The sequence below is a fragment of the Pseudomonas sp. NBRC 111124 genome (assembly GCF_001320245.1).
Lineage (GTDB): Bacteria > Pseudomonadota > Gammaproteobacteria > Pseudomonadales > Pseudomonadaceae > Aquipseudomonas.
In genome coordinates this window covers 19943-26933 of sequence record NZ_BCBA01000013.1, presented here as the reverse complement: position 1 = coordinate 26933, position 6991 = coordinate 19943, and the positions used below count along the sequence as shown (strand labels likewise).

The 6991-nt window shown below is 65.5% G+C and carries 5 protein-coding genes; 2 read left to right on the top strand and 3 right to left on the bottom strand.

Annotated elements, in window-relative coordinates; genetic code table 11:
- Positions 1-36: 36 nt before the first annotated feature.
- Genes dsbG through dsbD form a run of 3 tightly spaced genes read right to left on the bottom strand, consistent with a single transcriptional unit; the run spans position 37 to position 3345 of the window.
- Entirely contained in the window at positions 37-795 is a 759-nt protein-coding gene (dsbG, locus tag APH28_RS06770; protein ID WP_060508196.1) for a thiol:disulfide interchange protein DsbG, read from the bottom strand.
- 1 nt (position 796) lies between these two features.
- Positions 797-1633 carry a TlpA family protein disulfide reductase gene (locus APH28_RS06765; RefSeq protein WP_060508195.1) on the bottom strand — a complete coding sequence of 279 codons (837 nt, stop codon included), beginning with the start codon at positions 1631-1633 and terminating at the stop codon, positions 797-799.
- On the bottom strand, positions 1633-3345 hold the full coding sequence (dsbD, locus tag APH28_RS06760; protein WP_060508366.1) for a protein-disulfide reductase DsbD: 1713 nt from the start codon (positions 3343-3345) through the stop codon (positions 1633-1635). The genes APH28_RS06765 and dsbD overlap by 1 nt, the downstream gene beginning before the upstream one ends.
- A gap of 283 nt (positions 3346-3628) precedes the next feature.
- Here dsbD and APH28_RS06755 point away from each other — a divergent pair, with 283 nt between their 5' ends.
- Complete coding sequence (locus tag APH28_RS06755) at positions 3629-6460, top strand: xanthine dehydrogenase family protein molybdopterin-binding subunit (RefSeq protein WP_060508194.1); 2832 nt, start codon at positions 3629-3631, stop codon at positions 6458-6460.
- A complete protein-coding gene (locus tag APH28_RS06750; RefSeq protein WP_060508193.1) occupies positions 6453-6989 on the top strand; it encodes a (2Fe-2S)-binding protein in 537 nt (178 codons plus the stop codon). The genes APH28_RS06755 and APH28_RS06750 overlap by 8 nt, the downstream gene beginning before the upstream one ends.
- The last annotated feature ends 2 nt before the right edge of the window (positions 6990-6991 follow it).

Sequence of the window (6991 nt, the reverse complement as noted above, 5' to 3'; positions counted from 1 at the left end):
TGTCCCGCGAAACGGCCAGAGCAGACAATCGAAGTATCAGCGCTGACCGAGAATCTTCCCAAGCAACTCCGGCCGCGGGGCGCCTTGCTGGCTCTGCAGGTTGCCCTGCTCATCCTGATAGAAGATCGCCGGGGTCGCCTGCAGCCCCATTTCCTCCATCAACGCCATGTTCACCGCCAGCTTCTGCTGCACGGCATCCGGCACCTTGTCCAGCGGCTTCAGGCTGCTCGCCTTGCCTGCTTTCTCATGTTCATGCAGCGCCTTGGCCGGGTCTTTGGCGGCCAGCAGTGCCGCCGACTTGCCTGGGCTATCCTCGCGGATGATGCCAACCATGATATGGCGCAACTGCACCTTGCCCGACTCTACCCAGGGCCGTGCCTGTTCCCAGAACATGTTGCAGTAGGGGCAGTTGGGGTCGCTGAACAGGTACACCTTGCGCGGTGCACTGTCCTTGCCGTCGGCGATCCAGGCGGTTTTCTCCATCTTCGCCCAGATTTCCTTGCTCATCGGTGCATACACCAGTTTCTGCAACGGCTCGGCGCTGAGGTCCTTGCCCTGTTCGTCGAACAGGCTGCCAACCAGCACGTGCTTGCCGTCGGGGGTCAGGTACAGCGCCAGGGCATTGTTCTGGTACTCGGCGGCATAGCCGCGCAGGCCGTTGGGCGCATCGAAGCTGCCTTTGATTTCGGCGCCTTTGGCTTGCAGTTGCTGGATAGCCTTGGGCAGGTCTTCGGCCTGCACCAGCGGGGCGGTCAGCAGGGTCAGGGATAGGGGCAACAGGGCAGTCAATCGCATGTCAGTTTCCTTGTGCGGCAGGGGCGGGCGCCGTGGCCCGCTCGAAAGGTTCCAAGGCATGGCGCAGGCTGGCCCGCGACAGCTCGCCGAGGTGGCTGCCGATCAGGCGGCCGTCGGCGTCGTAGAACAGGGTGGTGGGCAGGGCCATCGAGCCAACCCGCTGGGCCAGCGCGCCGGTGCCGTCGAATAGCACGTGGGTCAGGCTCAGCCCGGTGGTGGCGAGGAAGGTCGTGACGTTTTCCGGCGTCTCGCCCTGGTTGACGAAAATGAAGGTGACGTGGGGGTATTCGCCCTGGGCCTTTTGCAGCACCGGCATTTCCCGGCGGCATGGCGGGCACCAGGTCGCCCAGATATTGATCACCAGCGGCTTGCCACGGTAGCTGTGCAGGGCCACGGACTGGCCAGCGGCATTGCGCAGGCTCAGTTCGGGCAATGCGGTGCCCTTGCTGTACAGGTGGCTGCCCAGGCTGGTCAGGCCCCAGAACAGCGCACCGCTGAACAAGGCCCAGCCCAACGGGCGACGCAGGCCGGGCTGGCGCCAGCCCTGCCAGAGGGTGGCTAAGACGATACCGACCAGGCCCGACCAGAGCAGGAAGCCGCCGTCACGGATGTCGATGACCTGCAGGAGGTCGTCGCGGTACATCGGCCAGTAGGCCAGCACGAAACCCAGGCGGGCGCACAACAGGCCGATCAGGAACAGGTTGAACAGCGCCGATTCCGGGCTTGCGCCCCCACGTCGGGCGACCCACCAGCCGACCAGGCAGGCCACGCCGAGGGCGGCGAGCATCAGCAGGTGGTTGAGGGCCATGGTCAGCGGCCCGAGGGTTACCGTCAGCATCAGCCTTGGCTCCGAGTCTGAGTCCAGTGTTGCAGGAATGTGGCGGCATCCACCTCGCCGGTGATGCGCCGTGCGCGCCGCTCTTCGCCTTCCGGGCCGAGCCAGATGATGCTGGGCGGGCCGGGTACCTGATAGCGCTGCAGCAGGGCGCGGCTGGCGGCGGAGTCGGCGGTCACGTCCAGGCGCAGCAGGTGCACGCCGGCCAGGCTGGTTTGCACGTCGGGGCGGCTGAACACCTGCTTTTCCATGACTTTGCACGACACGCACCAGTCGGCGTAATAGTCGACCATGACCCACTGGCCGCGGGCCTTGGCGGCATCCAGTTCGCGCTGCAGGGCTTCGGGGCTGCTGACCGTGACGAAGTGCTCGTCGGCCTTTTGTACGGCGGCGGGCGCAGTACCGCCGGCGAACGGCCGCAACGGTTGCCACAGATCGTCGCCACCTGCAGCAGCACCGACCAACAGTAACCCACCCCACAAGGCGCCAAGCAGCGGTACAGCACGCAGTGCCGGCAAAACGTGCAGGGCCGGCCACATGGCCCAGCCCAGGGCAATCAGCCAGGCGCCGCTCAGGGCCAGCGACAGGGGTGCGGGCAGCAGGCTGCGCACGGTGTAGAGGGCCATGGCCAGGAACACGAAACCAAACACGCCCTTGACCCGGTTCATCCACGCACCTGGGCGCGGCAGGTAGCGGTTGCCCAGGGTCACCAGCAACAGCAGCGGCACACCCATGCCCAGGCCGAGGCTGAACAGCACCAGTGCGCCTTGCAGCACATCACCGCTTTGCGCGATGAACAACAGCGCACCCGCCAGGGGCGCGGTCATGCATGGCCCGAGCAGCAGGCCGGAAAGGGCGCCCAGCAGCGCTGCGCCGTACAGGTTGCCACCACGAGCGCCCTGGCCGGCGCGGTCGAGTCGGTCGCGCAGGGCGGCCGGCAGTTGCAGCTCGAACGCGCCGAACATGGGCAGGGCGAGGAGGATGAACAAGCCGGCCAAGCTGCCCAGCAGCCAGGGTTGTTGCAGCCACGCCTGCAGGCTGGCGCCCAGCAGCGCCGCGACCACACCAAGGCCCGCATACACCAGCGCCATGCTCAGCACATACACCCCGGCCAGCAGCCAGCCACGGCGGGCGCTGGCACCGTTGCCCAGAACCAGGCCGGCGAGTATCGGCAGCATCGGCAGCGAGCAGGGGGTGAACGCCAGCAACAGGCCCAGGCCGAAGAACGCCAGCAGGCTCCAGGCCAGGCTGGCGCTCTGCAGGCCGCTGGCAAGTGCCTGGTCGCTGGCTTGTTCAGCGGTTGGCGTCACGCTGCCACCCAGGTCGATGGCGGTGGTCTGCGGCGGGTAGCACAGGCCGGCATCGGCACAGCCCTGCCAACCCAGGCGCAACTGGCCCGTGGCATTGGCGGGGATCAGCAGTTCGAGCTGGTCGCGGTACACCGTGCTGTCACCGAAGAACTCGTCGTGGTGATTCAAGCCGGCAGGTAATTGCGGTTGCTGGTCGGCGGCCAAGCCGTCGAACTTCAGGCGCTTCTGGTACAGGTAGTAACCCTGCTTGATCTGGAAGTACAGGCGCATCTGCCCGTCAGCCTGGCGGTCGTGAGTCAGCACGAACGCCTGGTTGACCGGCAGGAAGTCGGGTTTGGCGTCGAACGGGTTGGCTTGCAAAGGGCCGGCCAGAAGGAACGTCAGGAAGAGCAGGAGGGTGCGCATGTCTTCGCCTTGGCAGTACGGAATGGTGGCCATGCTGGCTGGGAACGATTAACCCAAGGTTAACCGTTCTTGCCGACGCTGCTGCTGCGAAGCCGCAGGTCGGCCTTTGACACACCGCGACATATTGTCGGCTTGACTTTGCTTATGCCCATAATCTTGTTGTAAAGTTGACGCACAAGTCAGTTTTTCCTGGCTCGCGCGACAAGGTTCTTACCCTTCCGAGTCCCCCCGCACAAGAATCAGAAAAAGATGGGCAGAGACGCTTCTGCCCAGAGGATCAAGCATGTCCAACCGTGATATTTCCCGGCGCGCCTTCTTGCAAGGCGGCCTGATCGCTGGTGTCGGCGTGACCATGGCGCCACTTGGCAGCCAGGCATTTGCCGCGCTGATGGAGCAGCGCGTCACCACCTCGCCGCAAAAGTGGATGAACCATGACGGCAAGGCGCGTTTTCGCAACGACGCACTGTCCAAGGTCTGTGGCAACAAGGTCTTCGCCCGCGACATCCGCGCCAAGGACATGCCCGGCTGGCCGGCCCAGCAGGGCCACGCGCTGCTGCTCAAGGCGACCAAGGCCGACCGCATCTATGCCGGCCATGACCTGAGCCTGCTCGGCGCCGACCTGCAGCCGGACCGTATCGTCACCGCCGCCGACTTGGCCAAGGACGGTATCGCCTGGCCCGAGGCGCACTCGCCCGACCCGCTGCTGCCGCCCGGCCAGGTGCCGATGTTCATCGGCCACCCGGTGGCGATCCTGATCTGGCATGACTTCGAGCGCTTCCGCCAGGCCAAGCGCAAGCTGCAGTTCAACGACAAGGCGATCAAGTACGGCGCCCAGGCCCCGCTGTACCAGCGCGACCCTTATGGCAGCTTCCGCTTTGTGCGGGTGGGCGGCGCCACGCCGTTCGACGACGATGAGTTCTCCAGCCTGAAGAACTCCATGCTGTTCCCCACCATCCTCAACCGCAAACCGGTGTGGTCGAAATCGCCCAACCAGCACGGCGACCTGACCGAGCAGGGCCTGTTCTACGCCAAGCGCATGGGCGAGCAACTGGACAACCCGCCCGAGGACTGGCTGGTGTTCGACGAGCGCTACAAGACGCCGTCGATCGAGCCCGCCGCGCTGGAGCCGGACAACGGTAACGGCTGGTACGACCCGGCGACCGGCACGCTGCACTTCGTGGTCGCGACCCAGTGCCCGTTCGAAGCGGCGCAGGAATGCGTGCACATGATCAAGCCGTCGCGCTTCGCCTTGAACACGCTGAACATGCACCCGGGCTACACCGTGGGTTACGGCTCGAAAGACAACAACATCTTCGTCTTTTACGCCGCCGTGGCTGCGCTGTATGGCGATGGTGTGCCGATCCGCCTGGCCAACGACCGCTACGAGCAGTTCCAGAGCGGGATCAAGCGCCATGCCTTCGACATTCGCTACCAGCTGGCCGTGGACAAGAAGGACAACCGTTTCAAGATTTTCCGCGCCGACATGAGCTGCGACGGCGGCGGGCGCATCAACTACAGCCCGTCGGTGGCTGCGGTAGGCGCCACTGCGGCGCAGTCGATCTACTACATGCCGCAGAACGACCTCTCGGTGACCGCCTACTTCTCCCGCGGTGTCGAGGCCGGCTCCATGCGCGGCTACGGCACCCTGCAGACCATGGCCGCCACCGAGATGATGGTGGATGAGATCGCCGGTCGCTTGGGCGTCGATGCCATCGACCTGCGCCGCGCCAATGCGCTGAAGTCGGGCATGAAAAACACCCAGGGTGCGGTCCCGGCCGGTGCCCTGCGCTTGTACGAGATCCTCGACAAGGCTGCCGTGCATGAGTGGTGGAGCAACCGCGAAGCGCGCAAGCAGCAGATGGACGCCAAGGACCCGGACCACTGGTACGGCGTTGGTTTCGCCATCTGCCAGAAAGACTTCGGCACCGGCTCCGAGGCGCCGATGGCCAGCATCGAGTTCAGCGCCGATGGCCGCATCAGCCTGCGGCATATCGGCACCGAGCTGGGCACCGGCATGTCCACTTCCCAGGCCCTGGTCGTCAGCGATTTCCTTGGCCGCTCGGCCGACGAGGTGAAGACGGCGGTCACCGAATGGCCCGAGCTGCAGCTGACCACCAGCGGCAACCCGTACCTGATCAGCCAGCCTGAACAGGACGCCGCGCTGCGCGACCCGCGCTGGGTCGGCAGACTGGCTTCGCCGTCGTCGGCGACCAACTCGGCGTTCTACTTCAGCCACGCCACCCGCGAAGCGGCCCGCGTGCTGTTCAACCACGGCCTGTGGCCAGCAGCCATGGCCATCTGGAGCCAGGGCCCGCAGGGTGGCCAGGCCAACCCGCTGGTGGTGCGCCGCGAGAACGCGGTGTGGGTCAACGGCGAGCTGACCGGCAACGGCCTGGCGCCGATCCCGTTCGCCCAGCTGGCGCAGAAAGCCCACGAGATGGGCCTGGTCACTGGCGTCAGCGTGCACGGTTTCAACCGCTGGAGCTGGGCCGAGGCCGACTTTGTCATCGATGGCGTGCGCGAGCGCTTCCCGCTGGATGCCGTGGCGGTGAAGTACGGCGATGGCGCGGTGAATGCCAAGAAGGCGCAGATGAGCAGCCATGGCTATCACCTGCTCGACCGGCAGAACGCCGCCTACCCGGACACCCAGCTGAACAACGCCATGGTCACCTACTACAGCCCGGTGGCGACCATCGTCGAGGTCAAGGTCAACAAGGGTACCCACGAGGTGCAGGTGCTCAACCACCACAGCTGGGTCGAATGTGGCCGCGTGCTGGTACCGGAGCTGGTCAAGGGCCAGCTCGAGGGCGGTATCGCCATGGGCATCGGCCATGCGCTGACCGAAGAAATGCCGTTGTACGAGGGTGGGCCTGGGGAGGGCGACTGGAACTTCAACCGCTACCGCCTGCCGCACGCACGCGATGTGGCGGTGTGGAAGCAGACCAGCGAAATCCTCCCGCCGCTGTCACCGACCGACCCGTCCAAGGGCATCGCCGAAGTGGTGATGATCCCGGTCGTCGGTGCCATCGGCAACGCCGTGGCACATGCCATTGGCAAGCGCGTGCGCGATCTCCCCATCACTCCAGCCCGTATCAAGGAGGCCCTCAATGGCTAACCGTCCACTGCAACTGACCCTCAACGGTCAACCGGTCGGCCCGGTCGAGGTCCCTGCTGACCTGGCGATGATCGACTACCTGCACGAACACCAGAACCTCACAGGTTCCCGCCTGGGCTGCGGCCAGGGCATCTGCCACGCCTGTGTGGTGATCGTCGACAACCCCGACGGCACCAGCGAGGAAGTGCGCACCTGCATCACCGGCGCGCATTACTTTGAAGGCAAGAAGGTCCGTACCATCGAAGGCCATGCCAAGCAGGACGAGGCCGGCAACCTGACGCTGAACCCGATCCAGCAGAAGTTTGTCGACCTGTTCGCTTTCCAGTGCAGCTATTGCGCGCCGGGCTTCGTCAACGCCGCCACGGTGCTGGTGGAAACCGCCCAGCGCCAGCCGTTGAAGAAGAGCGAAGTGCAAGACCGTATCGAAGCCAGCCTCGGCCACCACATCTGCCGCTGCACCGGGTACGTGCGTTACTACGACGCCACCCGCACGGTGCTCAATGACCTCGGCCTGGTCAAGGAGGGTTGAGC